Raw genomic sequence first — 542 nt, forward strand, 5'->3', positions numbered from 1 at the left:
TACGTCCAGCTTATATCCTTAGAAAGGAGGTGATCCAGCCGCACCTTCCGATACGGCTACCTTGTTACGACTTCACCCCAATCATCTGTCCCACCTTAGGCGGCTGGCTCCTTACGGTTACCCCACCGACTTCGGGTGTTACAAACTCTCGTGGTGTGACGGGCGGTGTGTACAAGGCCCGGGAACGTATTCACCGCGGCATGCTGATCCGCGATTACTAGCGATTCCGGCTTCATGCAGGCGAGTTGCAGCCTGCAATCCGAACTGAGAATGGTTTTATGGGATTGGCTCGACCTTGCGGTTTTGCAGCCCTTTGTACCATCCATTGTAGCACGTGTGTAGCCCAGGTCATAAGGGGCATGATGATTTGACGTCATCCCCACCTTCCTCCGGTTTGTCACCGGCAGTCACCTTAGAGTGCCCAACTGAATGCTGGCAACTAAGATCAAGGGTTGCGCTCGTTGCGGGACTTAACCCAACATCTCACGACACGAGCTGACGACAACCATGCACCACCTGTCACTCTGTCCCCCGAAGGGGAA

At 54.8% G+C, this 542-nt stretch carries 1 rRNA gene; it reads right to left on the bottom strand.

What is annotated here, in order from left to right:
- Positions 1-22 precede the first annotated feature (22 nt).
- A 16S ribosomal RNA gene (locus LC455_RS31085) occupies positions 23-542 on the bottom strand; the annotation flags it as partial.

It is taken from the genome of Neobacillus bataviensis, assembly GCF_019969725.1.